Annotated in this window: 25 protein-coding genes and 1 tRNA gene; 20 read left to right on the forward strand and 6 right to left on the reverse strand. The window is 63.2% G+C overall.

Features of this window, described 5'->3' with window-relative positions; translation table 11 throughout:
- Positions 1–240: 240 nt before the first annotated feature.
- On the reverse strand, positions 241–867 hold the full coding sequence (gene ycaC / locus AC2CQI_RS21555; protein ID WP_075805952.1) for an isochorismate family cysteine hydrolase YcaC: 627 nt from the start codon (positions 865–867) through the stop codon (positions 241–243).
- Between the two features lie 209 nt (positions 868–1,076).
- Here ycaC (AC2CQI_RS21555) and parS point away from each other — a divergent pair, with 209 nt between their 5' ends.
- The 3 genes from parS (at position 1,077) to AC2CQI_RS21570 (ending at position 2,972) form a co-directional block, all read left to right on the forward strand.
- Positions 1,077–1,547 (forward strand): type II RES/Xre toxin-antitoxin system antitoxin, encoded by a 471-nt coding sequence (parS, locus tag AC2CQI_RS21560; RefSeq protein WP_484577821.1) that lies wholly within the window; start codon positions 1,077–1,079, stop codon positions 1,545–1,547.
- Positions 1,544–2,035 carry an RES family NAD+ phosphorylase gene (locus AC2CQI_RS21565; protein ID WP_075805954.1) on the forward strand — a complete coding sequence of 164 codons (492 nt, stop codon included), beginning with the start codon at positions 1,544–1,546 and terminating at the stop codon, positions 2,033–2,035. The genes parS and AC2CQI_RS21565 overlap by 4 nt, the downstream gene beginning before the upstream one ends.
- A gap of 121 nt (positions 2,036–2,156) precedes the next feature.
- On the forward strand, positions 2,157–2,972 hold the full coding sequence (locus AC2CQI_RS21570; protein WP_484577822.1) for a hypothetical protein: 816 nt from the start codon (positions 2,157–2,159) through the stop codon (positions 2,970–2,972).
- Positions 2,973–3,025: 53 nt separating this feature from the next.
- Here AC2CQI_RS21570 and ycaC (AC2CQI_RS21575) read toward each other — a convergent pair whose 3' ends face one another.
- Both ycaC (AC2CQI_RS21575) and AC2CQI_RS21580 read right to left on the reverse strand, forming a co-directional pair.
- The gene (ycaC, locus tag AC2CQI_RS21575) at positions 3,026–3,652 is read right to left on the reverse strand and encodes an isochorismate family cysteine hydrolase YcaC (RefSeq protein WP_484577823.1); all 627 of its coding nucleotides are present in this window, start codon (positions 3,650–3,652) and stop codon (positions 3,026–3,028) included.
- Between the two features lie 361 nt (positions 3,653–4,013).
- Positions 4,014–4,090: transfer RNA gene (locus AC2CQI_RS21580), tRNA-Arg, on the reverse strand.
- A 179-nt stretch (positions 4,091–4,269) separates the two neighbouring features.
- Here AC2CQI_RS21580 and AC2CQI_RS21585 point away from each other — a divergent pair.
- The 11 genes from AC2CQI_RS21585 (at position 4,270) to AC2CQI_RS21635 (ending at position 16,199) form a co-directional block, all read left to right on the forward strand.
- A complete protein-coding gene (locus AC2CQI_RS21585) occupies positions 4,270–5,019 on the forward strand; it encodes a GntR family transcriptional regulator (protein ID WP_484577824.1) in 750 nt (249 codons plus the stop codon).
- Positions 5,016–6,740: a fumarate reductase/succinate dehydrogenase flavoprotein subunit gene (locus AC2CQI_RS21590; protein ID WP_484577825.1), complete on the forward strand. Its 1,725-nt coding sequence runs from the start codon at positions 5,016–5,018 to the stop codon at positions 6,738–6,740. The genes AC2CQI_RS21585 and AC2CQI_RS21590 overlap by 4 nt, the downstream gene beginning before the upstream one ends.
- 171 nt (positions 6,741–6,911) lie before the next feature.
- On the forward strand, positions 6,912–7,157 hold the full coding sequence (locus AC2CQI_RS21595) for a 4Fe-4S dicluster domain-containing protein (protein WP_009400169.1): 246 nt from the start codon (positions 6,912–6,914) through the stop codon (positions 7,155–7,157).
- A 127-nt stretch (positions 7,158–7,284) separates the two neighbouring features.
- Positions 7,285–8,691 carry an ABC transporter substrate-binding protein gene (locus tag AC2CQI_RS21600; RefSeq protein ID WP_484577826.1) on the forward strand — a complete coding sequence of 469 codons (1,407 nt, stop codon included), beginning with the start codon at positions 7,285–7,287 and terminating at the stop codon, positions 8,689–8,691.
- A 40-nt stretch (positions 8,692–8,731) separates the two neighbouring features.
- A complete protein-coding gene (locus AC2CQI_RS21605; protein ID WP_075805970.1) occupies positions 8,732–9,514 on the forward strand; it encodes an ABC transporter permease in 783 nt (260 codons plus the stop codon).
- The gene (locus AC2CQI_RS21610) at positions 9,514–10,371 is read left to right on the forward strand and encodes an ABC transporter ATP-binding protein (RefSeq protein ID WP_484577827.1); all 858 of its coding nucleotides are present in this window, start codon (positions 9,514–9,516) and stop codon (positions 10,369–10,371) included. The genes AC2CQI_RS21605 and AC2CQI_RS21610 overlap by 1 nt, the downstream gene beginning before the upstream one ends.
- A complete protein-coding gene (locus AC2CQI_RS21615; RefSeq protein WP_484577828.1) occupies positions 10,368–11,333 on the forward strand; it encodes a HEAT repeat domain-containing protein in 966 nt (321 codons plus the stop codon). Before AC2CQI_RS21610 ends, AC2CQI_RS21615 begins: the two co-directional genes overlap by 4 nt.
- Entirely contained in the window at positions 11,333–11,614 is a 282-nt protein-coding gene (locus AC2CQI_RS21620) for a DUF971 domain-containing protein (protein WP_484577829.1), read from the forward strand. The genes AC2CQI_RS21615 and AC2CQI_RS21620 overlap by 1 nt, the downstream gene beginning before the upstream one ends.
- 334 nt (positions 11,615–11,948) lie before the next feature.
- Positions 11,949–13,391 (forward strand): NADP-dependent succinate-semialdehyde dehydrogenase, encoded by a 1,443-nt coding sequence (gabD, locus tag AC2CQI_RS21625; protein ID WP_075805974.1) that lies wholly within the window; start codon positions 11,949–11,951, stop codon positions 13,389–13,391.
- Positions 13,392–13,569: 178 nt separating this feature from the next.
- Positions 13,570–14,847 carry a 4-aminobutyrate--2-oxoglutarate transaminase gene (gene gabT, locus AC2CQI_RS21630; protein ID WP_484577830.1) on the forward strand — a complete coding sequence of 426 codons (1,278 nt, stop codon included), beginning with the start codon at positions 13,570–13,572 and terminating at the stop codon, positions 14,845–14,847.
- Positions 14,848–14,990: 143 nt separating this feature from the next.
- Complete coding sequence (locus tag AC2CQI_RS21635; RefSeq protein WP_075805976.1) at positions 14,991–16,199, forward strand: response regulator; 1,209 nt, start codon at positions 14,991–14,993, stop codon at positions 16,197–16,199.
- A 127-nt stretch (positions 16,200–16,326) separates the two neighbouring features.
- Here AC2CQI_RS21635 and AC2CQI_RS21640 read toward each other — a convergent pair whose 3' ends face one another.
- Entirely contained in the window at positions 16,327–17,304 is a 978-nt protein-coding gene (locus AC2CQI_RS21640; RefSeq protein WP_484577831.1) for a GGDEF domain-containing protein, read from the reverse strand.
- Between the two features lie 139 nt (positions 17,305–17,443).
- The gene (gene desA, locus AC2CQI_RS21645) at positions 17,444–18,628 is read right to left on the reverse strand and encodes a delta-9 fatty acid desaturase DesA (RefSeq protein ID WP_484577832.1); all 1,185 of its coding nucleotides are present in this window, start codon (positions 18,626–18,628) and stop codon (positions 17,444–17,446) included.
- A gap of 149 nt (positions 18,629–18,777) precedes the next feature.
- Between desA and dibA the strand changes: the two genes are divergently transcribed.
- The 6 genes from dibA (at position 18,778) to AC2CQI_RS21675 (ending at position 24,992) form a co-directional block, all read left to right on the forward strand.
- Positions 18,778–20,670: a phosphodiesterase DibA gene (dibA, locus tag AC2CQI_RS21650; protein WP_484577833.1), complete on the forward strand. Its 1,893-nt coding sequence runs from the start codon at positions 18,778–18,780 to the stop codon at positions 20,668–20,670.
- Between the two features lie 235 nt (positions 20,671–20,905).
- Entirely contained in the window at positions 20,906–21,088 is a 183-nt protein-coding gene (gene oscA / locus AC2CQI_RS21655; protein WP_007941032.1) for a sulfur starvation response protein OscA, read from the forward strand.
- A gap of 55 nt (positions 21,089–21,143) precedes the next feature.
- On the forward strand, positions 21,144–22,151 hold the full coding sequence (locus AC2CQI_RS21660) for a sulfate ABC transporter substrate-binding protein (protein WP_075805980.1): 1,008 nt from the start codon (positions 21,144–21,146) through the stop codon (positions 22,149–22,151).
- 143 nt (positions 22,152–22,294) lie between these two features.
- Positions 22,295–23,113 carry a sulfate ABC transporter permease subunit CysT gene (gene cysT, locus AC2CQI_RS21665; protein ID WP_075805981.1) on the forward strand — a complete coding sequence of 273 codons (819 nt, stop codon included), beginning with the start codon at positions 22,295–22,297 and terminating at the stop codon, positions 23,111–23,113.
- Positions 23,114–23,126: 13 nt separating this feature from the next.
- Entirely contained in the window at positions 23,127–23,999 is an 873-nt protein-coding gene (gene cysW, locus AC2CQI_RS21670; protein ID WP_075805982.1) for a sulfate ABC transporter permease subunit CysW, read from the forward strand.
- Positions 24,000–24,002: 3 nt separating this feature from the next.
- A complete protein-coding gene (locus AC2CQI_RS21675; RefSeq protein WP_075805983.1) occupies positions 24,003–24,992 on the forward strand; it encodes a sulfate/molybdate ABC transporter ATP-binding protein in 990 nt (329 codons plus the stop codon).
- Positions 24,993–25,108: 116 nt separating this feature from the next.
- Here AC2CQI_RS21675 and AC2CQI_RS21680 read toward each other — a convergent pair whose 3' ends face one another.
- Complete coding sequence (locus AC2CQI_RS21680) at positions 25,109–25,966, reverse strand: LysR family transcriptional regulator (protein ID WP_484577834.1); 858 nt, start codon at positions 25,964–25,966, stop codon at positions 25,109–25,111.
- Between the last annotated feature and the right edge of the window lie 282 nt (positions 25,967–26,248).

The following is a 26,248-nucleotide window of genomic DNA, read 5'->3' on the forward strand; positions in this document are numbered from 1 at the left end:
TCTCTAATCCGATTCCATCCGGTATCCTGATTTCAATACCGAAAAACCGCGCAACACTAATGGCAAAATGATTTGTGCGTCAAATCATGACACAGCAATTCGTTCGAATTGGCGTCAAAAAGCCGTGGTTTCGGAGGGGAGGCAGACAGAGGGTGCAGTCCACACTGTGGGAGCTGGCAATGCTGGCGACGAGGTCATCAGCCACAAAAAAGGCCTGCTCTTCAAAGCAGGCCCTTTCTCTTATTTGGCAGTGAACGCCGAGTAGCTGTTCATCAGGTTGCGATAGTTGGGAATCCGCTGCGACAGCAGGTTGCCCAGCCCTTCGATATCGTTGCGCCAGTCGCGGTGCAGCTCACAGGCTACCGAGAACCAGTTCATCATCTGCGCACCGGCCTGGGTCATGCGGTTCCATGCGGCCTGCTGCACGGTGGTGTTGAAGGTCCCGGACGCATCGGTCACCACGAACACCTCGAAACCTTCAGCCAGCGCCGACAGGGTCGGGAAGGCTACGCAGACATCAGTCACCACACCGGCAATGATCAACTGCTTGCGACCAGTCGCCTTGATCGCCTTGACGAAGTCTTCGTTGTCCCAGGCATTGATCTGGCCCGGACGCGCGATGTACGGCGCGTCAGGGAACATCTCTTTCAGCTCTGGAACCAGCGGACCGTTCGGGCCTTGTTCGAAGCTGGTGGTCAGGATGGTCGGCAGTTCGAAGAACTTCGCCAGGTCGGCCAGCGCCAGCACGTTGTTCTTGAACTCGTTCGGCGAGAAGTCCTGGACCAGGGAGATCAGACCGGTCTGGTGGTCGACCAGGAGAACTACGGCGTCGTCTTTGTTCAGGCGGTTGTAGGTGGCGTTGGTCATGGTGGAAATCCTTTTGTTCGAGAAGTTTGTTTTGGGTGGTTGCCGCTAGGTGTGGCCAGATTAGGGGTTTCTCGAAACGGGATAAATCGGCTGAAAACGGTATGACTGTCTCGCTCTGGTGGACAAAAAGCGAGGCGATGAGCCGTCGATGTGCGTCGCGACAAATGGCGCTATGCTTGCGTCACTTGTCGCATATCAAGGAGTAAGCCATGGTTGCCGCCGACACCTATGCCCGCAAATCCCTCCGTGCCAGCCGCCGGCCCACGGAGTACCTACTGCGCGAAGAGGCCGGCCTGCTCAGTCCGGTCATGGTTTACCGCCTCACCGCCCAGGGTTTCGACCTCAAGGACGTGCAGGCGATGCTGGCGCTGTCCGAGCTGTATTCGACGCGCAAGATCATGAGCCGCATTGTCGGCAAATCGGTCAGGACGCTGCAGCGCCAGGGCAGCAAGCAATCCGCCCATCTCAATGCCCAGCAAAGCGCCGTGGCCTTCCAGTTCGCCAGGATTCTGGAGCGTGCGATCGAAGTCTTCGGCTCGTTGAGCCTGGCCGAGGAATGGCTGGGGCGGCCGTGCAAGTACCTCGACGGCGACGTACCGCTGGATGTCATCGACAACCCGGTCGGCTTCCAGGCGGTCGAGGATTACCTGGAGCGCATCGAGCACGGGGTCTATCAGTGAATCCGTTGCCTTGGTCCGGCGCCTGGTACGCCTGGCGCCTCGATCGCGAGGTGTACAAGGATTCCTGGGACAGCGGCATCGGCGCGCACAAGCTTGGTGGGCGCTGGAATCCGCCGGGGCGCAAGGTGGTCTACGCCGCGGCGGACCCTTCGACCGCCATTCTCGAAGTGGCGGTGCACCTTGGCTTCGATGCCCTGGATACGGTGCGCCATGTGCTCACTTGCTTCGAGGTGCTGGACCCCGGCCTGATCAAGGTCGTGCAGCCCGAGGACGTGCCCAATCCGGTCTGGCTCAGCAGTGCGGCGGCCTCTCCCAATCAACAGAAATTCGTCGATGCCTTGCTGGCGGAACATGCGTTCGTGCTGATTCCGTCGGCGGTGAGCCGGCATTCGTGGAATCTGCTGGTGAGTTGCGAGCTGGCGGCGGGGAAGTATCGGGTGGTGAGGCAGGAGCGGTTTGGCTTGGATACGCGGTTGGTGAAGGTGTAGTGCCGTATTTTCCGCGCGAGGAACGCTGTGATCTAATCGCGCGCCCCTGCATCGTCGGTAGACAGGTTGCAGATGCTGTCGGGCGAGCGATGCGACCACGCGAATCAATAAGGAGATTATTTTGCTCAAGGCAATGACCGCTTCCTTCCTGCTGCTCTGCGGCACCCTGGCGTACGCCGCACAACCGGCGGCGCCGTTGAGCCCTGCCGCTGCGCAGGAGATCGCCAACGTGTTCAAGGATCGCTACGAAAGCGACTTCAAGCGGGAGATGAGCAGGACCCACCAGATGGCCTTTCCCACCAAGGACCAATCGGTTGTCTATTCGAAATACATGAACAAGGCATTCTCCAGCGCCGGCTACAGTCTTGACGCAACCTTGAATGACTACCTGCACGCTGTGCGCACGCCTGGTGTGATCCTGTTCATGTCGAAGTTGAACCTCGAGACCTACGCAATTTCCCTCAAGTCCGAGGCAGTTGGCGGGGCGTTCATGGAAACCGGGGCGATCTCGCAAAAGACCTTCGACTACGCCAGGGATATCGCCAGGGAAGTACCGATCAGCAATGCCGACTACATTTTTCAGGCAGATCCGGGCTACCGGATCGCGGGTATCGAAGGCCTGCCCCAAGACTACGAGCATCGTGAAGAACGGCTGATCGGCTATGTGAAGCAGGGTTCGGAAATCTGGGATGAGTGGCTGTATTTCGAAAGCGCGTCCCTGCCGGGTGAAGAACACGGCATGGGGCTGGTTGACCTGACCAAGGTCACCCCGGAGGAAATGCAGATCTGGAAAGCGCTGCTGGGCAAGAAGGTCAAACTTGAAGGGACCTACTTCACCGCCCGTGGTATCGAACTGGGCAGTGACAAGGGCACCAAGCGCATCCGGAACCCGAATTTCTTCGATCTGAAGCAGGAACTGGCCTTTAAGGTGCTCTGAACGACGACAGCAACAATAAAAAGGCCTGCTCTTTTCAGAGCAGGCCTTTTGTCTTACTTGGCGGTCAACGCCGAGTAGCTGTTCATCAGGTTGCGATAGTTGGGAATCCGCTGCGACAGCAGGTTGCCCAGACCTTCGATATCGTTGCGCCAGTCGCGGTGCAGCTCACAGGCTACCGAGAACCAGTTCATCATCTGCGCACCGGCCTGGGTCATGCGGTTCCATGCGGCCTGTTGCACAGTGGTATTGAAGGTCCCGGACGCATCGGTCACCACGAACACGTCGAAACCTTCAGCCAGCGCCGACAGGGTCGGGAATGCTACGCACACGTCCGTCACCACACCGGCAATGATCAGCTGCTTGCGGCCAGTCGCCTTGATCGCCTTGACGAAGTCTTCGTTGTCCCAGGCGTTGATCTGGCCTGGACGAGCGATGTACGGCGCGTCCGGGAACATCTCTTTCAGCTCTGGAACCAGCGGACCGTTCGGGCCCTGTTCGAAGCTGGTGGTCAGGATGGTCGGCAGTTCGAAGAACTTCGCCAGGTCGGCCAGCGCCAGCACGTTGTTCTTGAACTCGTTCGGCGAGAAGTCCTGCACCAGTGAGATCAGACCGGTCTGGTGGTCAACCAGGAGGACTACGGCGTCGTCTTTGTTCAGGCGGTTGTAGGTGGCGTTGGTCATGGTGGAAATCCTTTTGTTCGAGAAGTTTGTTTGGGTGGTTGCCGCTAGGTGTGTCCAGATTAGGGGGTTCTCGAAACGGGATAAATCGGGTGGGAACGGTATGACTGTCTCGTTCAAGTGGACAAATGCTAGGCGAGGACGCTGGAGTCCGTCGGCGGGGACGCACCGGGTGGTGAAGTCGGAGTGGTTTGGGTCGGATATGTGGTTGGGAGGGGTGAGTTATTGGGTGATTACTACCCAAGAAACTACCCAGGAAATGTAGCGGAAATGACTCCAAGGATGCGGCGCCAGCTCCTACCTCGACCCTGGCCAATCCAGAAAACAAAAAAGGCCCAGGTTTTCACCTGGGCCTTCTCGTATATGGCGCACTCGGCGGGATTCGAACCCACGACCCCTGCCTTCGGAGGGCAGTACTCTATCCAGCTGAGCTACGAGTGCAACGCGGGCGCCATGATACCCATCTTGGGGTATGACGTCCATCGCCTTGATCTTCGGCCTTTTTCCCCTGCACCCCGGACTATCCATATTCGATAACGGTATTTCACCACCCCTGCTTAGATCGCCTAACCTCTCGTCACAACTTGTTATAACAAGTCACCGAACAAGCGAAGAGAACCATGGCCGAACTGCTCCCCCTGTCCCCGGTACCGCTCTATTCCCAGCTCAAGGAAGTGCTGCGCGAGCGCATTCTTGATGGCACCTATCCGCCGCACAGCCGCATGCCGTCGGAGAGCGAGCTGGGCAAGGCCTTTGAGGTCAGCCGCATCACCGTGCGCCAGGCACTGGGGGATTTGCAGAAGGAGGGGCTGATCTTCAAGATCCATGGCAAGGGCACCTTCGTCGCCAAGCCCAAGGCCTTCCAGAACGTCAGCACCCTGCAGGGCCTGGCCGAGTCGATGACGCAGATGGGCTACGAGGTGATCAACCGCCTGCGCAGCCTGCGCCATGTGCCGGCCAACGCCCTGGTGGCGGCACGCTTGCAGATCGAGGAGGGCGCGCCGGTCACCGAGATCCGCCGCGTGCGCCTGATCAACCGCGAGCCGGTGTCGCTGGAACTGACCTGGCTGCCCCGCGCCGTCGGCGAGAAGCTGGAGAAGGCCGACCTGGTCACCCGCGACATCTTCCTGGTGCTGGAGAACGACTGCGGCATCGCCCTCGGCCATGCCGACCTGGCGATCGATGCGGTGCTGGCCGACAGCGACCTGACCCAGGCCCTGGAAGTGGAAGAGGGCTCGCCGATCATGCGCATCGAGCGCCTGACCCACGCCGCCGACGGCACCCCGCTGGACTTCGAACACCTCTATTACCGTGGCGACGCCTTCCAGTATCGCCTGCGCATCGACCGCCAGAAGGGGCCCAAGGCATGAGCATCGCGACCCAGGACTACGACATCGTCATCATCGGCGGCGGCACCGCCGGGCCCATGGCCGCGATCAAGGCCAAGGAGCAGAACAAGGCCCTGCGCGTGCTGCTGCTGGACAAGGCCAACGTCAAGCGCAGCGGCGCCATCAGCATGGGCATGGACGGCCTGAACAACGCGATCATCCCCGGGCACGCCACGCCCGAGCAGTACACCAAGGAAATCACCGTGGCCAACGACGGCATCGTCAACCAGACGGCCGTCCACGCCTACGCCACCCACAGCTTCGAGACCATCGAGCAACTGGACCGCTGGGGCGTGAAGTTCGAGAAGGACGAGACCGGCGACTACGCGGTGAAGAAGGTCCACCACATGGGCGCCTACGTGCTGCCGATGCCGGAAGGTCACGACATCAAGAAGGTGCTCTACCGCCAGCTCAAGCGCGCCCGGGTCGAGATCAGCAACCGCATGGTCTGCACGCGCATCCTGCTGGATGACGAAGGCGCCGCCGCCGGGGTGCTCGGCTTCGATTGCCGCAGCGGCGAGTTCCGGGTGATCCGGGCCAAGGCCGTGGTGCTGGCCTGCGGCGCTGCCGGGCGTCTTGGCCTGCCGTCCTCGGGCTACCTGATGGGCACCTACGAGAACCCGACCAATGCCGGCGACGGCTACGCCATGGCCTATCACGCCGGGGCCGAGCTGGCGAACCTCGAGTGCTTCCAGATCAACCCGCTGATCAAGGACTACAACGGCCCGGCCTGCGCCTATGTCACCGGTCCGCTGGGTGGCTACACCGCCAACAGCAAGGGTGAGCGCTTCATCGAGTGCGACTACTGGAGCGGCCAGATGATGTGGGAGTTCCACCAGGAGCTGGAGGGCGGCAACGGGCCGGTGTTCCTCAAGCTGGATCACCTGGCCGAGGAAACCATCCAGAACATCGAGGAAATCCTGCACAGCAACGAGCGGCCGAGCCGCGGGCAGTTCCATGCCAATCGCGGTACGGATTACCGCCAGCACATGGTCGAGATGCATATCTCCGAGATCGGCTTCTGCTCCGGGCATTCGGCGTCCGGGGTGTGGGTCAACGAAAAGGCCGAGACCAGCGTCAAGGGGCTGTACGCGGCCGGTGACATGGCGGCGGTGCCGCACAACTACATGCTCGGGGCCTTTACCTATGGCTGGTTTGCCGGGGTCAATGCGGCGCATTACGTGGCTGAGCGGGACTTCGCCGAAGTGGACGTCGAGCAGGTGGAGCGCGAGCGCGAACGGGTCTTTGCGCCGCTGCACCGCGAGCACGGCCTGCCGCCGGCGCAGGTCGAGTACAAGCTGCGGCGCATGGTCAACGACTACCTGCAGCCGCCCAAGGTGACCAAAAAGATGGAGATCGGCCTGGCGCGCTTCGCCGAGATCGAGCGCGACCTGGCGCAGATGAAGGCGCATAACCCGCACGAGCTGATGCGGGCGATGGAAGTGGCGGTGATCCGCGACTGCGCCGAGATGGCGGCCCGGGCCTCGTTGTTCCGCGAGGAGAGCCGCTGGGGGCTGTATCACCACCGGGTGGACTTCCCCGAGCGCAACGATGGCGAGTGGTTCTGCCATTGCCATCTGAAGAAAGGCGAGGACGGCGGGATGACCAGTTTCAAGAAAGCGGTCGAGCCGTACCTGATTGCACTGGATGCGGAGGAGCAGACGGCTTATGAGCGCTTGCGCGTGCGAGTCGATGCCGCCTGATTTTGCAGTGGTCTTGCGGGCCTCATCGCTGGCAAGCCAGCTCCCACAGGGACCGTGGTGCATGCAATACCTGTGGGAGCTGGCTTGCCAGCGATGAGGCCATCAGCCACACCACAAGCTTAATTGTCAGCCACAGATAAAGAGAGCCACAGGCTCCAAGGACACCGTGAAATGGCCTATCAAGCCCAGGACATCTTCTTCCGCAGCAGCGCCCCGGTGACCATCGACGAGGACAAGTGCATCGCCGAGAAAGGCTGCACCGTGTGCGTCGAGGTCTGCCCCATGGACCTGCTGGCGATCAATCCGGCAACCCAGAAGGCCTACATGGCCTTCGACGAGTGCTGGTACTGCATGCCCTGCGAAAAAGACTGCCCCACCGGCGCGGTAAAGGTCGAGATTCCGTACCTGCTGCGCTGATTCAAAAACTCAAGCAATACGCCATCCGGAGAACCACCGGACGCCCAGACCCGACCCCCTCGTTTCCCACCACCCAGCCTGGTGGCGGAGACGATTCCAATACTTAAATGATTCGAGGGGAAACACCATGCGCCTTGCAACAACCGTGGCCGGCCTTGCGCTGGCGATCGCCGGGCTGAATGCCCAGGCCGAAACCATCCGCGTCGCCATCGGCACCCAGGACACCACCATCAACTGCGCCACCGGTGGCCTGCTGATCCGCGAGCTGGGCCTGCTCGACAAGTACCTGCCCCACGACGGCAAGTACAAGGATGCCCAGTACCAGATCGAATGGAAGAACTTCACCAGCGGCGCCCCGCTGACCAACGAGATGGTCGCCGGCAAGCTGGACTTCGGCGCCATGGCCGACTTCCCCGGCTCGTTCAACGGCGTCGCGCACCTCGATGCCGGCAAGCGCAGCCTGTTCATCAGCGTGCTGTCCGGCAGCGTGCACGGCAGCGGCAACGGCATCGTGGTGCCAGCCGCCTCCAGCGTGCAGTCGCTGGCCGAGCTGAAGGGCAAGACCATCTCCGTGCCCTTCGCCTCCACCGCCCACGGCATGCTCCTACGCGCCATCGCCGCCCAGGGCTGGGACCCGCAGAAAGACGTGCGGATCATCGCCCAGGCCCCGGAGATCGCCGGCTCCGCACTGCGCAGCAACCGCATCGAGGCCCACGCCGACTTCGTGCCGTTCGCCGAGCTGTTCCCCAACCGCGGCTTCGCCCGCAAGATCTACGACGGTGCGCAGGCGAATGCGCCGACCTTCCATGGCGCCCTGGTCGATGCCGACTACGCGAAGAAATACCCGGAAGTGGTCACCGCCTACCTGCGCGCCAGCCTCGAAGCCGACCGCCTGATCGCCGCCGAGCCGGAGAAGTACAGCGAGCTGATCGAGAAGGTCACCGGTATCGAGGCCGAGGTGAACTACCTGTTCCACGGCCCGCTCGGCCTGCAGACCCGCGACCTGACCTGGAAGCCCGAGTACCGCCAGGCCGTCGCCACCTCCATCGACACCCTCAAGCTGCTGAAGAAGACCGACCGCGGCCTCGACACTGACAAGTTCATCGACGACCAGTACATCCGCGCCGCTTTCAAGCAGGCCGGCCAGGACTACGACGTCGCCCTGAAGAACTATGCGCCGCTGCCGCTCAAGGCCAACGACGCGGTGACCGGCAAGCCGATCACCGACTTCAGCCGCCTGGCGCAGATCTGGGTGCGTGGCGAGGACAAGGTCCGTCATTACGCTTCGCCGGAAGCGGCGCTGACCGCCCTGGCCCAACTGGAGCAGGAGGGCAAGGACATCCGCGCCATCTACGCCCAGGCGGCGGACAGCGGGATCAAGCTGCTGGCCAACCAGGCCTGGTTCGTGCGCAACGGCCAGGGCGAACTGTCCGCCTTCCTGCTCAAGGACCAGGCCGAGCAGTACGCCAAGGCCCATGGTGGCGAGGCCGTGGACTTCGTCGATGCCAGCCGCAAGCTGGTGGCCCAGCGCTGACCGGTCGGCCCCGCAAGGGGCCCGACCCCGGAGACCTTGCATGACGAGCACCTTCAAGCGTTGGCCGGTTCGGCTGCTGTCGCTGCTGGCCTGCCTGCTGTTCTGGCATGTCGCGGCCAGCGCCAAGCTGAACTTCGGTCTGTTCACCTTCACTTATGTCCCCACGCCCAAGGCCGTGCTCGATGCAGCCTGGCAACTGTTCACGTCCAGCACCCTGGTTGCGCACCTCACCAGCAGCCTGTCGCGGGTGTTCGCCGGCTATCTGCTGGCGGCGGTGCTGGGTGTCGGCCTCGGTTTGCTGATCGGCCGCTCGAAATGGGCCGAGGACACCCTGCTGCCGCCGCTGGAAGTGCTGCGGCCGATCCCGGCGGTGGCGTGGATTCCGCTGGCGATCCTGATGTTCCCGTCGTCCGAGCTGTCGATGGTCTTCATCACCTTCACCGGGGCGCTGTTCCCGGTGCTGCTGAACACCGTGCATGGCGTCGAGGCCGTGGACCCGCGTCTGCTGGCCTCGGCCCGCAGCCTCGGCGCCGGGCGCCTGGCGATCCTGCGTGAAGTGGTCCTGCCCGGCGCGCTGCCGAGCATCTTCACCGGACTTGCCATCGGCATGGGCACTTCGTGGTTCTGTCTGGTGACTGCCGAGATGATCTCCGGGCAGTTCGGCATCGGTTACTACACCTGGGAGTCCTACACCTTGCAGAACTACCCGGACATCATCGTCGGCATGCTCCTGATCGGCGTGCTGGGCATGGGCAGCAGCGCACTGGTCAAGCGCCTCGGCGCGCTGGCCACGCCCTGGTATCGCGTGCGGAGGGCGTCGTGATGAGCAGTTATCAACAGGCCCCGGAGCCGGGGCGGATCGATGCCCGTGGCGTGTCTATCCGCCTGGGGCAGGGCAGCCAGGCCTTCGAGGCGGTGCAGGCGCTGGACTTTGCCATCGAGCCGGGGGAGTTCGTGTGCATTCTCGGGCCGTCTGGCTGTGGCAAGTCCACCTTGCTCGGTGCCCTGGCCGGGCACCTGGTGCCCAGTGGTGGGCTGCTGGAGGTGGATGGCCTGCCTGTGGACGGGCCTTCGCCGCAGCGCGGCATGGTCTTCCAGCATCACACCCTGCTGCCGTGGCGCAGCGTGCTGGACAACGTCGCCTTCGGCCTGAAGATGCAGGGCCAGGGCAAGGCCGAACGGCAGCGCCGTGCCTTGGAAATGCTGCAGCTCGTGGGCCTCGCCGACTTTTCCGAGCGCTGGCCGAGCCAGTTGTCCGGCGGCATGCAGCAGCGCGCCGAAATCGCCCGGGTACTGATCAACCGCCCGCGCCTGCTGCTGATGGACGAGCCGTTCGGCGCCCTCGACGCCCAGACCCGTTCGCGCATGCAGGAGCTGCTGCTGGATATCTGGACGCGCATTCGTACCACCGTGGTCTTCGTCACTCATGACATCGACGAGGCGTTGTTCCTCGCCGACCGCATCCTGGTGATGAGCCCGCGCCCCGGGCGCTTTATCGAAGACCTGCGCCTGACCTTCCCCCGCCCGCGGCAGGCCAGCCTGCTGACCAGCCCGGAATTCACCCATCTCAAGCGTCACTGCCTGGCCCTGCTGCGCCACGAGGAGGGTCGCGAACTGCCGCGCCTGACCCCGCTGGGCCTGCCGGACACTGACCATCCACCGTTACGGATTGCCCTATGAGCGAAAGAACCAGCGACAACCCCGAGATTCTTGAACTGCTGCCGCGTATCAATGATGCCGACGCCGCCGTGCGGCGCATTGCCCTGATCGACCTGGCGGACCTGGAAGAGCCCGACGGCCTGCCCTGGCTGACCGACGCGTTGCTGGTGGATCCGGCGGCCGAGGTGCGGGCCGAGGCGGCGCGTTTGCTGGAAGCGTGGGAAGAGCCCGAGGTGGTGCAGGCGCTGTGTGCCGCGCTGGCGGACAGTGCCGAGCCGGTGCGGCTGGCGGCGGCGCAGAGCCTGAGTGAATTGAAGAGCCTGGAGGCGGGGCAGTTGATCCTGCCGTGGGCCAAGCATGCCGATGCTTTCGTGCGGGCCAGTGCCTTGCGGGCGTTGCGTGAGTTGCGCCTTGAGGATGCGGCGGGGCCGGCCTTGCTGGCGCTGGAGGATCCGCAGGCGGCGGTGCGGCGTGAGGCGGTGGGGATTCTGGGGTGGTTGAAGCATCAGCCTGCGTTGCCGGCACTGGCGCGGCTGGCGGCGGAAGAACCGGATACCGAAGTGCGTCGGGCGGCCATTGGTGCGCTGGGCCTGGGTCGGGACACTGCTGTGCTGGCGGCGCTGACGGCGGCATTGAAGGATGACGCCTGGCAGGTCAGGGAAGAGGCGGCGACCACCTTGGGCAAGGTTGGTCAGGAAGAGACCGGGCCGGCGTTGATCGACGCCTTGCAGGACGGCTATTGGCAGGTTCGCCTGCGTGCGGCCCGCGCGTTGGGGCGTCTGCGTCACCGGCCGGCGTTGGGCGGGCTGGCCGAGCTGCTGGGGCATGGCATCGCCAACCTGCGCAAGGAAGCGGCGCTGGCGCTTGGCGAGCTGGGCGACGCGGCGGCGTTGCCGACGTTGCGTGAGGCCGAAGCGGACAGCGATCCGGAAGTGCGCAAGGCAGTGCGCATCGCCCTGGTCCAGTTGCAGGGCGCGGTCTGATGATCGCCCCGAACGCGGTGCGCAACCGGCGCGAGGCGGGCGAGCTGGTCCTGCAATGGGGCGATGGCGAGCAGGTGATCAGCCATGCGCGGCTGCGCGGGGCGTGCCCGTGTTCGCAATGTCGAGCAGGCAGGCTGGGCGGGCGGATCGATCTGGTCAGCGAGGCGGTGCGGGTGGAGCGGGTGGAAGGGCAGGGCTATGGTGTGCAGTTGGTGTTCAGTGATGGGCATGAGCGGGGGATTTATCCCTGGGCGTACCTGAAGGAACTTGGGTGTTGCTGATGGCCTCATCGCTGGCAAGCCAGCTCCCACAGGGATTTGCATGCGCCGTGGACCCTGTGGGAGCTGGCTTGCCAGCGATAGGGCCAGTGAAGTCACCGCCGGTCGCCTGCCCCTACCACCCATTCCGTCAATCGTTCTTTTTTTCGAACGCCCCCTTGTCCTTTTAACGGGTTGCTCCTAGGATCTCGTTCGAGATTTCAAACGCTCGACGCCTGCGAGTGGAACATTGGCCCGGATCCGGTGCCTCAATTCCTACAGGCAAGCGCCCCGCAGGGTGCTTACTCAACTACCAATAATTCGCGCCGTCCGTGCACGGTGTTCAAGGGAAGTCGACATGCAGCTCAAAGACGCTCAGTTGTTCCGTCAGCAAGCCTTCATCAACGGTGAGTGGCTGGATGCGGACAGCGGCCAGACCATCAAGGTGACCAACCCGGCCACCGGTGAAGTCATCGGTACCGTGCCGAAAATGGGCGCTGCCGAAACCCGCCGCGCCATCGAAGCCGCCGACAAGGCCCTGCCGGCCTGGCGCGCACTGACCGCCAAGGAGCGCGCTGGCAAGCTGCGCCGCTGGTTCGAGCTGATGATCGAGAACCAGGACGACCTGGCTCGCCTGATGACCACCGAGCAAGGCAAGCCACTGGCCGAAGCCAAGGGCGAAATCGCCTACGCCGCTTCCTTCATCGAGTGGTTCGCCGAAGAAGCCAAGCGCGTCTACGGCGACGTCATCCCTGGCCACCAGCCTGACAAGCGCCTGATCGTCATCAAGCAGCCGATCGGTGTTACCGCCGCCATCACCCCGTGGAACTTCCCGGCCGCGATGATTACCCGTAAAGCCGGCCCGGCCCTGGCCGCTGGCTGCACCATGGTGCTCAAGCCTGCCTCGCAGACTCCATACTCCGCCCTGGCCCTGGTCGAGCTGGCTACCCGTGCCGGCATCCCGGCTGGCGTGCTGAGCGTGATCACCGGCAGCGCCGGCGAAGTCGGTTCCGAACTGACCGGCAACTCCCTGGTGCGCAAGCTGTCCTTCACCGGCTCGACCGAAATCGGTCGCCAGCTGATGGAAGAATGCGCCAAGGACATCAAGAAGGTTTCCCTGGAACTGGGCGGTAACGCGCCATTCATCGTGTTCGACGACGCTGACCTGGACAAGGCAGTGGAAGGGGCGATCATTTCCAAGTACCGCAACAACGGCCAGACCTGCGTCTGCGCCAACCGCATCTACGTGCAGGACGGTGTCTACGACGCCTTCGCCGAGAAGCTGAAAGCCGCGGTCGCCAAGCTGAAGATCGGCAACGGTCTGGAAGAAGGCACCACCACCGGCCCGCTGATCGACGGCAAGGCCGTGGCCAAGGTCCAGGAGCACATCGAAGACGCCGTCTCGAAAGGTGCCAAGGTCCTGTCCGGTGGCAAGCTGATCGAAGGCAACTTCTTCGAGCCGACCATTCTGGTCGACGTACCGAAGACTGCCGCTGTCGCTAAAGAAGAGACCTTCGGCCCGCTGGCGCCGCTGTTCCGCTTCAAGGACGAGGCCGAAGTCATCGCCATGTCCAACGACACCGAATTCGGCCTGGCCTCGTACTTCTACGCCCGCGACATGAGCCGTGTGTTCCGTGTTGCCGAAGCGCTGGAATACGGCATGGTCGGCATCAACACCGGCCTGATCTCCAACGAAGTCGCGCCGTTCGGTGGTATCAAGGCGTCGGGCCTGGGCCGTGAAGGCTCCAAGTACGGCATCGAGGACTACCTGGAAATCAAATACCTGTGCCTCAGCATCTGAGTCGCGGTTAAGGCTTTACCTCTGCCAGCGGGGCGCGAGAGCGACGTCTCGCTGGCCTTTTTTACACAGGAACACCCGGCGGCCCGGGCCACGCCAGCAGTCGATCAACGAATACTGCCTGCCGTGAATACCGGTCGCCACTCTGAACTCGCCGCCTGATCGGCGAACTGAGGACATTATGAGCAAGACCAACGAATCCCTGATGCAGCGTCGCGTCAACGCCGTTCCACGTGGCGTCGGCCAGATCCACCCGATCTTCGTCGATACCGCGAAGAACTCCACCGTGATCGACGTTGAAGGCCGCGAACTGATCGACTTCGCCGGCGGCATCGCAGTACTGAACACCGGTCACCTGCACCCGAAAGTGGTCGCGGCTGTCCAGGAACAACTGACCAAGGTCAGCCACACCTGCTTCCAGGTCCTGGCCTACGAGCCTTACGTCGAGCTGTGCGAGAAGATCAACGCTCGCGTTCCAGGCGACTTCGCCAAGAAGACCCTGCTGGTCACCACCGGCTCCGAAGCCGTTGAAAACGCCGTCAAGATCGCCCGTGCCGCTACCGGCCGTGCTGGCGTGATCGCCTTCACCGGCGGCTACCACGGCCGTACCATGATGACCCTGGGCCTGACCGGTAAAGTCGTGCCTTACTCCGCAGGCATGGGCCTGATGCCAGGCGGCATCTTCCGCGCCCTGTTCCCGAACGAGCTGCACGGTGTGAGCGTCGACGAGTCGATCGCCTCCATCGAGCGCATCTTCAAGAACGACGCCGAGCCACGTGACATCGCCGCGATCATCATCGAGCCCGTTCAGGGCGAAGGCGGCTTCCTGCCGGCGCCGAAAGAGCTGATGAAGCGTCTGCGCGCCCTGTGCGACCAGCACGGCATCCTCCTGATCGCCGACGAAGTGCAGACTGGCGCTGGCCGTACCGGCACCTTCTTCGCCATGGAACAGATGGGCGTCGCGCCTGACCTGACCACCTTCGCCAAATCCATCGCTGGCGGCTTCCCGCTGGCCGGTGTGTGCGGCAAGGCCGAGTACATGGACGCCATCGCCCCAGGCGGCCTGGGCGGCACCTACGCCGGTTCGCCGATCGCCTGCGCCGCGGCCCTGGCCGTGATCGAAGTGTTCGAGGAAGAGAAACTGCTGGAGCGCAGCCAGGCGGTTGGCGAGCATCTGGTCACCGGTCTGAAGGCTATCCAGGCCAAGCACCCGATCATCGGTGACGTGCGCGCCCTGGGCTCGATGATCGCCATCGAAGTCTTCGAGAAAGGCACCCACACCCCGAACGCCGCTGCCGTGAACTCGGTAGTCGCCAAGGCGCGTGACAAGGGCCTGATCCTGCTGTCCTGCGGCACCTACGGCAACGTCCTGCGGATCCTGGTTCCGCTGACCGCCGAAGACGCGCTGCTGGACAAAGGCCTGGCAATCATCGAAGAGTGCTTCGCTGAACTCGCCTGATTTGTGATGCGCTAGAGAAAAAACCCGCTTCGGCGGGTTTTTTTTCGTCTCCGTGATGAACTTTGGGCGCTAAGGTTTCTAAGGGTTACAGGAGAGGTGCCGGAAGGTAGGCTGGACTGCGTAATAGCCGCAAGGAGAGACCGATGACTGCTGTAGACCTCGCTGCCGCGCCCAAGGTGATGATCGCCGAGGGAGACCCGTGGGTGCGGGACATGTTGACCCAGATGTTGCTCAGTGTGCGCTGCGACGCTGAAGTGAAGGTCTGCGCCAATGGCAACGAAGCGCTGGAAGGCCTGTCCGGCAAGCCCGACCTGATCATCGCCGCCCGCGAACTGCCGGGCCTGGATGGCCTCGACCTGTTGCGCAAGGTGCGCTCGCGGCCGCGTACGCCGGCCTTGCCGTTCATCATCATCAGCAGCCGCAGCGACGTGACCAGCGTGCGCGAGGCCCTGCCGCTGGCGCCGACGGCCTACCTGACCAAGCCGCTGAACCTGGAAGCCCTGCGCCAGCGCCTGGAAGAGCAATTGCTCAAGGTGGGCGAGTCCATCGCCTGCGAAGTGCCGCCGCTGCGGGCCGGGCTGACCTTGTCGCGGTTTATCGAGGAACACCGGGCCACGGCCGATGGCGGGCCGTTGTTCGCCGATGTGCAGCAGGCGATCAAGCGTGCGCTGAACCCCCAGGGCCTGGATTTGCGGGTGCTGGAGGAGGAGGTGCGTGCCGATCCGCAGATCACTGCGGTGCTGATCGCAGCGGCCAACAGTGCCGCGCTGCACCGTGAAGGCGGCGTGCAGACGCTGTTGCAGGCGCTGAACAAGCTCGGGACCACCCAGAGCATGAACCTGATCCTCGGGCTGGCGCTCAAGCGCAGTGCCAAGCTCAGCGACCCGGTGCTGGCGCGCTATGCCGAGCAGTACTGGAACCTGTCGCTGCGCGCGGCGGAGTACGGGCGCAACCTGGCGCAGATGCTGGAGCTGGATTACGAGCGTTGTTATTGCGCCGGGTTGCTGCATTGCCTGGGCGACCTGGCGTTGCTGCGCTGCCTGCAGGAATGGCGGCTGGGCGGTGGCGAGCTGGACGAGAACGAGATCGAGGTGGCGCTGGGCAAGGCGGGCGCGGCCTATGGTTCGGCCCTGCGCACACGCTGGCGCCTGCCGCTGGAGCTGCGTGAGCTGATTGCGGCGGTGTATCAGCTGGGTGGCGGGGTGTATTCCCGGGAAGACCTGGTGATGAACCTGGCGGGGCAGATGGCGCGGTTGACGGCGGAGGACGGGCTGGACGAGCTGGCGGCCGGGAAGACGGCGCGGCTGCTCAAGGTGGGAAGGGCGGAGCTGGCGCGGTTGCGCAAGGAATAGGATTCTTTATTGATCTTCCGGGCCCTATCGCTGGCAAGCCAGCTCCCACAGGGATTGCATGCGCCGCGGACCTTGTGGGAGCTGGCTTGCCAGCGATAGGGCCCGGAAGAGCAACATCAAATCAGGATCAGCCCAGAACGATCTGGTTCTTCCCTTGCCGCTTCGCCTGATACATCGCCGCATCCGCCCGCGCGAACAGGTCATCCAGCACCCCATCCTCCCCATTGAGCCCGGTCAGCCCCTGGCTCACGGTAATCCCGTAGGTCTGCCCTTCATGACTGAAGCTCAGCCGCTGAATCTCCCGCTGCAAGCGCTGCGCCACCTGCATCGCCATCTCCGGCGGACACCCCGGAAACACCGCAGCAAACTCCTCGCCACCAATCCGTCCGAACAGGTCCCCGCGCCGTAGCGCCGCCTTGCCGCTGTCGGCGATCCGCTGCAACACCTGGTCCCCCTCGGGATGCCCGTAGGTGTCATTGACCTGCTTGAAATCATCGATATCCAGCAACAGGAACGACAACGGCGTGCCCTCCACCCGCGCCCGGTCGAAGGCCTCGCCGGCGCATTCGAAGAAGTGCCGGCGGTTGCTGCTCTGGGTCAGCACGTCGGTGGTTGCCAGGCGCTGCAGCTCGCCTTCGAGCTGCTTCTTCTCGGTGATGTCCTCGGCCATGCCGACCACGATCACCCGCTGGCCTTCGCCCTGCTGGTTGATAAAGCACTTGTCGCTGAGCCAGCGCACCTGGCCGTCGGCGGCGATGATGCGGTACTCGCGATCCTCCACCGCGCCCTTGACCAGCACTTCGGCCAGGGTGCGCTCGGCGTAGTCGAGGTCGTCGGGGTAGATGGCGTCGCGCCACTGGTTGTAGTCGGCCAGCAACAGGCTGGCGGAGCGACCGAAGATGCGCTCGTAGGCCGGGCTGACATAGAGGACCTGACGGCTCTCCCAATCGAAGGCCCAAAGTACGGCGTTGACGCTGTCCAGCAGCGAGCTGAACAGTTGCTCGCGCTCGCTCAGGCGCGCGACTTCGCCCTGCGCGTGCATCAAGGCCAGCAGCGTCTGGGCGGCTTCGGGAGGTGCGGTGAACGGCGGGGTGTTCTTGACCATGTTCGCAGTACTTCTAGTAAGGCGCAGGGAGTGGCCACGGCCCGGCCCGCCAGGCGGGCGACATATCTGGTAAGAACTTGATTTCGGGGGGAAGTTCCGAAACGGGCGCCCCAGAACGGGGCGCACCGATCAGTGGCCGTCAGGCCAGGGCAGGGCGCAGCGAGTAGGTTTTCAGCTGTGCGGCGAACTCGCGCAGGGAGTGGATGCCGCTGGCCTCGGCCTCGTGCACCCAGTCCTTGATGGCCGCGAGCATGTCGTGGCCGTTGGCGCTGGTGCGGGCCCAGATCTGCTGCAGGGCCAGACGCTTCTCGTAGATCACCTTCAGCGCGTGGCTGTGCTCGAGCATGGTCTGGATGCGCTGGTGATGGCGGTCCTCCAGCAGGCTGGTCTCCCGCGAAAGCAGGCGCTTGGCGCGGCGGAACTGGTGGCGCACCGAGTCGTCGACCCGGGCCAGCTCCTGCTTCACCAGCGGCGCGATCACCAGCTTGCGGTACTGGGCCATGATCTGGAAGCGGTTGTTGAGGATCGCCATGGCGGTGTCCATGTCCAGCTGGCCCTTGCCTTCGACCCGGTGGGCGATCGGCGCGACGCGCTGCACCTTGGCCAGGCGCAGCCAGGTGAACAGCTTGATCCAGGCCCAGCCCATGTCGAACTCCCAGCGCTTGACCGAGAGCTTGGCCGAGTTGGGGTAGGTGTGGTGGTTGTTGTGCAGCTCTTCACCGCCGATCACGATGCCCCAGGGCACGAGATTGGTGGCGGCATCCTTGCATTCGAAGTTGCGATAGCCCACCGCATGCCCCAGGCCGTTGACCACGCCGGCGGCCCAGAACGGAATCCACATCATCTGCACCGCCCAGATGGTGACGCCGATGGTGCCGAACAGCAGCAGGTCGATCACCGCCATCAGGGCGATGCCGCCGAGCTTGTAGCGGCTGTAGAGGTTACGCTCGATCCAGTCCTCGGGGCAGTTCTTGCCGTAGATGCGCAGGGTTTCCGGGTTCTGCGCCTCGGCGCGGTACAGCTCGGCGCCCTTGCGCAGCACGGTGGACAGGCCCTTGATCACCGGGCTGTGCGGGTCGTCCACGGTTTCGCATTTGGCGTGGTGCTTGCGGTGGATGGCGGTCCATTCGCGGGTGTTCTGCGCCGTGGTCAGCCACAGCCAGAAGCGGAAGAAGTGCTTGAGCCCGGCGTTTAGCTCCAAAGAGCGGTGCGCCGAATAGCGGTGCAGATAGACCGTGACTGCGACGATGGTCACGTGGGTCATCAGCAGGGTGACCGCCAGCAGTTGCCAGGCCGACAGGTCGAGTAAACCGTAGTACCACATAGGTGGAAGTGCCCTCTTAGAGCGGTTGAACAGCGATGGTCATTATTACCACCATGTCAAATAAAACCAGTCGGCCTTTTAGATAAGAGGCCAACCGGGAAAACTATCCCTATAATGCCCCATCTTTTGATGTGGGCATCCGAGACGCTATGTCTGTTTCCGCACGAGAAGCCTTGCGCATGGCCGCGCTGTACCTGGGGCTGTCGCTGTTGTGGCTGGTCGTATCTGATCAAATATTAAGCAGTGTTTTCGATGATCCGGTGGAAAGGGCCGGCTGGCAGCTGATCAACGCCTATGTCTGGGCGGGCTGCAGCGCCCTGATCATCTTTTTCTCACGGGTACGACTGCTCAACTTCATCGGGGTCGGCGCGCGCCTGCGGCGTGAAGACCGCGAGCGCCTGCGCATGGCCGCCGCCGTGTTCGACAGCACCCTGGAAGGCGTACTGGTCAGCAATGGCGACGGGATCATCGTCCACGTCAACCGCGCCTTCATGAACATCACCGGCTACAGCCGTGACGAGGTTATCGGCCAGCGACCCAACAAGTTCAAGTCCGGACGCCACGACCAGGCCTTCTACCAGACCATGTACGCCACCCTGCACGAGAAAGGCGAGTGGAGCGGTGAAGTGTGGAACCGACGCAAGAGCGGCGAAGTGTACCCGCAATGGCAAACCATATGCGCAATTCGCGACGATAGCGGGCGTTTGACACACTATGTTGCAGTTTTCAGCGATATCAGTGCCATCAAACACACCGAGCGTGAACTGGCCCACCTGGTCCACCATGACCCGCTGACCAACCTGCCCAACCGCCTATTGTTCAACGACCGCGCCGCCCAGGCGCTGGCTGCGGCGCAGGTCAACAAGCGCGGCTGCGCCTTGCTCTTGCTCGACCTCGACCACTTCCAGAACATCAACGACAGCCTGGGCCACAACATTGGCGACCAGTTGCTCAAGGCCGTGGCCGACCGCCTCAAGCTGGTGATCGACCCGGGCGTGACCCTGGCCCGGCTGGGCGGCGACGAATTCGCCATTCTCAGCGAGAACTGTGGCCAGGTCGCGCAAGCGGCGGACCTGGCCCAGTTGATCGTCAATGTGCTGAAAGAGCCCTACGAGCTGGAAAATCATCGCCTGTTCAGTACGGTCAGCATCGGCATCAGCCTGTTCCCGGGCGATGCGCAGAGCGCCGAGCAACTGCTGCGCAACGCCGATGCAGCGCTGTTCAAGGCCAAGAGCAATGGCCGCTCCGGCTACGCGCTGTACACCGAAGAACTCACCGCCCATGCCCAGCAGCGGGTGGAGACGGCCAGCGAACTGCGCCGGGCCCTGGAGCAGGACGAGTTGCGGGTCTACTACCAGCCGGTGCACGACCTGTTCAGCGGCAAGATGATCGGCGCCGAGGCCCTGGTGCGCTGGGAGCATCCGCAGCGCGGGATGATCTCGCCGGGGGAATTCATCCCGATTGCCGAGCGCACCGGGCTGATCGCCGATATCGACATGTGGGTGATGCGCCAGGCCTGCCAGCAGATGGTGCGCTGGCTGGGGGAGGGCAAGGTCCTCGACTTCGTCGCCTGCAACGTCTCCAGCCGGCTGTTTGCCCACCGCGAGATGTACAAGCAGGTCGCCCAGGTGCTGGCCGACACCGGGCTGGAGCCGTCGCGGCTGGAGGTCGAGGTGACCGAAAGCGCGGTGATGGACGATCACGAAGTGGCGCTGGAGCAACTCCATCGCCTGCGCGACCTGGGCTTGCGCCTGGCCATCGATGACTTCGGCACCGGTTACTCGTCGCTGCTGCGGCTCAAGCGCTTGCCGGTGCAGAAGCTGAAGATCGACCAGGGCTTCGTCGCCGGCTTGCCCGGGGATGACGATGACGTGGCGATCGTCCGGGTGATCATCGCCCTGGCGCGGAGCATGGGCATGGCGATCCATGCCGAGGGCATCGAGCAGTCGGAGCAGGCGCGTTTCCTGCTGGAGCATCAGTGCGACATGGGGCAGGGGTACTGGTATGGGCGGCCGGTGCCGGCTCGGGATCTTAGGTTTTGAGCTTCAAGCTCTAAGCTTCAAGCTGCAAGAAAGGGCAAAGGCAGTCCGGTGCAACGCCGACTGCTTTTTCTTATGACTTAAAGCTTGAAGCTTGAAGCTGTTTTTCAGTTATATAAAAATTCTTAAATAGTATTTTTAAGAATATTCAGCCCCCCCTAAGATTGCTCCCACACCAGGCGCAGTCACCTTCCTACACATGCTGCTCCAGGGCCCCCTCATTTTCAGGAGCACGAGCATGAGCGCATCTCTGCGTAGCGTTGACGGTCAGGACGAAGCCACCATCCTGCGTGAAATCCAGAGCGCCCTGCGCGACCTGCGCTTCGGCGCCGTGGAAATCACCGTGCACAACGCGCAAGTCGTGCAGATCGAACGCAAGGAAAAATTCCGCCTGCAGAACCCGGGCAACAAGCCGAGCTGAAGCTCGCGCGTCCCAGGTCTACCTAATTAGAAAAAAGCCAATCGGGAGCTTCACCATGTCTATCCGCCGTTATGCCCTGGCCGCACTCGCCAGTGCTGTTTTTGCCGGTTCCGCCATCGCCAAGGACTACGAGCTGCTGAACGTGTCCTATGACCCTACCCGCGAGCTGTATCAGCAGTACAACGCCGAGTTCATCAAGCATTGGCAACAGGCCAACCCCAGCGACAAGGTGAAGATCCAGCAATCCCACGGCGGCTCGGGCAAACAGGCCCGTGCGGTGATCGACGGCCTGCGCGCCGACGTGGTGACCCTGGCCCTGGCCGGCGACATCGACGAAGTTGCCAAGCTCGGCAAGACCCTGCCGGAGAACTGGCAGACCCGCCTGCCGGACGCCAGCACCCCGTACACCTCGACCATCGTGTTCCTGGTCCGCAAGGGCAACCCGAAAGGCATCAAGGACTGGGGCGACCTGATCAAGAAGGACGTCTCGGTCATCACCCCGAACCCGAAAACCTCCGGCGGTGCCCGCTGGAACTTCCTCGCCGCCTGGGCCTACGGCCTGAAAGCCGGCGGCAGCGAAGCCAAGGCCCAGGAGTACGTGAAGGAGCTGTTCAAGCACGTTCCAGTCCTGGACACCGGTGCCCGCGGCTCGACCATCACCTTCGTCAACAACGGCCAGGGCGACGTCCTGCTGGCCTGGGAAAACGAAGCCTTCCTGGCCCTCAAGGAAGACGGCGGCAACGATAAGTTCGAAATCGTCGTACCATCGCTGTCGATCCTCGCCGAGCCGCCAGTGGCCGTGGTCGACAAGAACGCCGAGAAGAAGGGCAACGAGAAGATCGCCGAGGAATACCTCAAGTACCTGTACAGCCCGGTAGGCCAGAAGATCGCCGCCGACAACTTCTACCGTCCGCGTGACGAGAAGGTCGCTGCCCAGTACGTCAACCAGTTCCCGAAACTCGACCTGGTGACTATCGACAAAGACTTCGGTGGCTGGAAGACTGCCCAACCCAAGTTCTTCAACGATGGCGGCGTGTTCGACCAGATCTATTCTGCACAGTGATCCTGGGACCGCTTCGCGGTCCATCGCAGGCAAGCCAGCTCCTACAGGGTTCACCGCATCCTGTAGGAGCTGGCTTGCCTGCGATGGGCTGCAAAGCAGCCCCCGAATGCGCAGTGTGAAAACCAGCTAGACCAAGGACCTTTATGTCTCGTCGTATATCCCCCGTCATACCCGGCTTCGGGCTGACGCTGGGCTACACCTTGGTGTACCTCAGCCTGATTGTGCTCATACCGCTGGGAGCCATGTTCGTCCACGCCTCCCAACTCACCTGGGAGCAGTTCTGGAACATCGTCAGCGCACCGCGAGTCCTCGCCGCGCTGAAGCTGAGTTTCGGCACCGCGTTCCTCGCCGCCATCATCAACGGCCTGATCGGCACTCTGCTGGCCTGGGTGCTGGTGCGCTACACCTTCCCGGGGCGCAAGATCATCGATGCGATGATCGACCTGCCGTTCGCCCTGCCCACCGCCGTTGCCGGTATCGCCCTGACCGCCCTGTACGCCCCTTCGGGCTGGGTCGGCCAGTTCGCCACCGACCTCGGTTTCAAGATCGCCTACACCCCGCTGGGCATCACCCTGGCCCTGACCTTCGTCACCTTGCCGTTCGTGGTGCGCACGGTGCAGCCGGTGCTCGCGGATATCCCCCGTGAAGTCGAAGAAGCGGCCGCCTGCCTCGGCGCCAAGCCGCTGCAGGTGTTCCGCCATGTGCTGATGCCGGCGCTGCTGCCGGCCTGGCTCACCGGTTTCGCCCTGGCCTTTGCCCGTGGCGTGGGCGAGTACGGTTCGGTGATTTTCATCGCCGGCAACATGCCGATGAAGACCGAGATCCTGCCGCTGCTGATCATGGTCAAGCTCGACCAGTACGACTACACCGGCGCCACGGCCATCGGCGTGCTGATGCTGGTGGTTTCCTTCATCCTGCTGCTGCTGATCAACCTGCTGCAGCGGCGCATCGAAACCCCTTGAAGGAGGCCTGAGCATGTCTGCATCCGCAATTGGCGCGGCCGCTTCGGCCAACGCCGCCCGCCGTGGCAGTGCCACTGCCCGGCGCATCCTGATCGGCCTTGGCTGGCTGATCTTCGCCCTGTTCCTGCTGTTGCCGCTGGTGATCGTGGTCTCGCAGGGCCTGAAAATGGGCGTGGGCACCTTCTTCGAAGCGATCTTCGAAGCCGATGCCCTGTCCGCCCTGAAACTGACCCTGATCGCCGTGGCCATCTCGGTGCCGCTGAACCTGGTGTTCGGCGTCAGCGCGGCCTGGTGCGTGAGCAAGTACGACTTCCGCGGCAAGAGCATCCTGGTGACCCTGATCGACCTGCCGTTCTCGGTCTCGCCGGTGATCGCCGGTCTGGTCTACGTGCTGATGTTCGGCGCCCAGGGCTTCTTCGGCCCTTGGCTGCAGGACCACGATATCCAGATCGTCTTCGCCCTGCCGGGCATCGTGCTGGCGACCATCTTCGTCACCGTGCCCTTCGTCGCCCGTGAACTGATCCCGCTGATGCAGGAGCAGGGCACCCAGGAAGAGGAGGCCGCGCGCCTGCTCGGGGCCAACGGCTGGCAGATGTTCTGGCACGTGACCCTGCCGAACATCAAATGGGGCCTGATCTACGGCGTGGTGCTGTGTACCGCGCGGGCGATGGGCGAGTTCGGCGCGGTGTCGGTGGTGTCCGGCCACATCCGCGGCGTGACCAACACCCTGCCGCTGCATGTCGAGATCCTCTACAACGAATACAACCATGTCGCGGCGTTCAGCGTAGCCAGCCTGCTGCTGATCCTGGCGCTCTTCATCCTGCTGCTCAAGCAGTGGAGCGAGAACCGCATTAACCGTCTGCGCCACAGTGCGGCGGAGGAATAATTCATGTCGATCGAAGTTCGTAACGTCAGCAAGCGCTTCAACAGCTTCCAGGCCCTGGACAACATCAACCTGGATATCAACAGCGGCGAGCTGGTGGCCCTGCTCGGCCCGTCCGGCTGCGGCAAGACCACCCTGCTGCGCATCATCGCCGGCCTGGAAACCCCGGATGACGGCAATATCGTCTTCCACGGCGAGGACGTGTCCGGCCACGACGTGCGCGATCGCAACGTCGGTTTCGTGTTCCAGCACTATGCGCTGTTCCGCCATATGAGTGTGTTCGACAACGTCGCCTTCGGCCTGCGCATGAAGCCCAAGGGCGAGCGCCCGAGCGAAAGCAAAATTGCCGAGAAGGTCCATGAACTGCTGAACATGGTGCAACTGGACTGGCTCTCGGATCGTTATCCGGAGCAACTGTCCGGTGGCCAGCGCCAGCGTATCGCCCTGGCTCGCGCCCTGGCGGTGGAGCCCAAGGTGCTGCTGCTGGACGAGCCGTTCGGTGCGCTGGATGCCAAGGTCCGCAAAGAGCTGCGTCGCTGGCTGGCGCGGCTGCACGAGGACATCAACCTGACCTCCGTGTTCGTGACTCACGACCAGGAAGAAGCCATGGAAGTGGCGGACCGCATCGTGGTGATGAACAAGGGCGTGATCGAGCAGATCGGTTCGCCGGGCGAGGTGTACGAGAACCCGGCCAGTGACTTCGTCTATCACTTCCTGGGTGACTCCAACCGCCTGCACCTGAGCGAGAACCATCATGTGCTGTTCCGGCCCCATGAAGTGTCGCTGTCGCGGCATGAAGTGGAAGGGCATCACGTCGCGGAAGTGCGGGATATCCGGCCGCTGGGCGCGACTACCCGGGTGACCCTGAAGGTGGAAGGGCAGAGCGAGCTGATCGAGGCCGAGGTGGTCAAGGACCATGACAGCCTGACCGGGCTGGCCCGGGGTGAGACCTTGTTCTTCAAGCCGAAGGTCTGGCAGAAGGTCGAGAACATCTGAGGCCGTTGGGGCTGCTTTGCAGCCCTTCGCGGGCAAGCCACGCTCCTACCTTGGAACGCGTCGCCTGTAGGAGCGTGGCTTGCCCGCGAAGGACCGCAAAGCGGTCCCAAAATCCATCAGACTGCCACCAACCCCAGATCCATCTCATCCCCCACCCGATCCACCTCCAGCACCCACTCCACCATGGCCTCTGCCAAAGGTGACAAACGCTGCCGAGCCCGGCTGACAATCCCATACCGCGCCTCGTCCACCATCCAACCCTCGACCTTCAGCCGCACCAGCCCCTGCCCCCCATGGCTCACCCCCAGGGCATTCGACCCCAGCAGCACGCCACGCAGGCCCTGGCTATCGGCACACTCGATGGTCGCCGGCAGCTCGGCCAGGCTCGGTTCACCGCCGGGAATCGCCAGCGGCCAGGCTGACAGCTCTTCGACGCCAACGCTCTCCTGCAACGCCAACGGATGCCCGACCCGGCAGGTCAACTGCCAGCTCCGCGCCCTCAGCTTCTGCACGCGATACGCCGAATCGCCTTCGAAGTCCCGGCAATCGGCGATAAAGAATTCGACTGCCTCGTCCAGCAAGCTGCAATCGGCCTCGAACAGCACCCGCGCCCGCGGATAGCGCCCGACAAACCCGGCAATCGCCCGCGGCACCAGCCCGGCAGCCAGCGCCGGCACGCAGCCAAAGCGCAGCTCCCCGGCTTCCAGGTCATTGAACTGGCGAATCTCGTTGCTCAGCTGATACGCGCCGCTGACCAGCCGCCGCGCATGCTCCAGCACCACCAGGCCTTGCCGGGTCGGTGCCAGGTCCTTGCTCGCCCGGTCCACCAACTGGCAGCCCACACTCTGCTCCAGCGCCTGGATGCTGCGGCTGAAAGCGGACTGGGACAGCTTCACCGCACCGGCGGCCGCAACGAAGCTGCGGTGTTCGGCAAGGGCGATGAGGTGGCGGAGTTGGCGAAGGTCGATGTGCATGGCGTCACCTTATAAAGGCAATCGCTTATTCGGTAAACATATGTAAAAACATAAATAAATAACCGAAATGCATATAACGTCAGTCAGCAAAAGCACCGATTTCCCATGCCTTTGGGGAATATTTTCAATGCAGCAAAGGCATGGCGTTTCGCCCGTTTCGCTGGAGGCCTTGATTCTCGTGGGACACAGCCCTGTGGGTAAATCACATATAGCTCAAAATTCTATCCATAACTTTAAAGATTACTTTCAGAGATAAGCGTCTCGCCCGGATCATTCGGTCAA

The sequence above is a fragment of the Pseudomonas sp. P2S-1 genome, from assembly GCF_057197725.1.